At 41.0% G+C, this 546-nt stretch carries 1 pseudogene; it reads right to left on the bottom strand.

The features are described from left to right. Window positions 1–546 (bottom strand): annotated as a pseudogene (locus ACKJXD_RS11970) (type VI secretion system tip protein VgrG); the annotation flags it as partial.

The following is a 546-nucleotide window of genomic DNA, read 5'->3' as shown; positions in this document are numbered from 1 at the left end:
CCATATGTATCACCTGAATAAGGTTTTGCCAGCCTTACCCATAAACTTTCTTCCCCTTTTTTCCAGTTTTTTAAATCAAAATTGAATTTTATTCGATATCGTCCTTGAGTATCGATATAACCATACGTGTCATTATCCGGACTTGTCACCCGTGCCGGCAATGTTCCGCTCACTTGAGGCCATGGCAACGGTGCCGGTCGATATGGTTTTAAGGCTTCATAAGCAATAGCAGTAAAATGCATACGAAAAGGCTCTGCTCTGCTACCTAACGTTTGCGTGGATAAAATGATGATTCCTTCATCCATATCCTTAATCGGACATTCGTCAATGATTATATGCTGACCCGGGATTAGCTGATAGTTATTACATTCTCCCGAAATAATTAATTGTTCAGCGATATAATGTTGATGGCGAATATGCGCATACCACATACCGCTTTCAACCGTAAGCTCATCACCCAATGTTTTATGGTGTTCTTCATAGCGATAATCTTCTCCACGCGTGGTGATATCTTCTACCTGACTATTAGCACTTCCATACAGCGAA

It is taken from the genome of Gilliamella sp. G0441 (genome assembly GCF_050589305.1).
Lineage (GTDB): Bacteria > Pseudomonadota > Gammaproteobacteria > Enterobacterales > Orbaceae > Gilliamella.
Note: the sequence above shows the minus strand (reverse complement) of the source record. Positions and strands in the feature narration are given on the sequence as shown.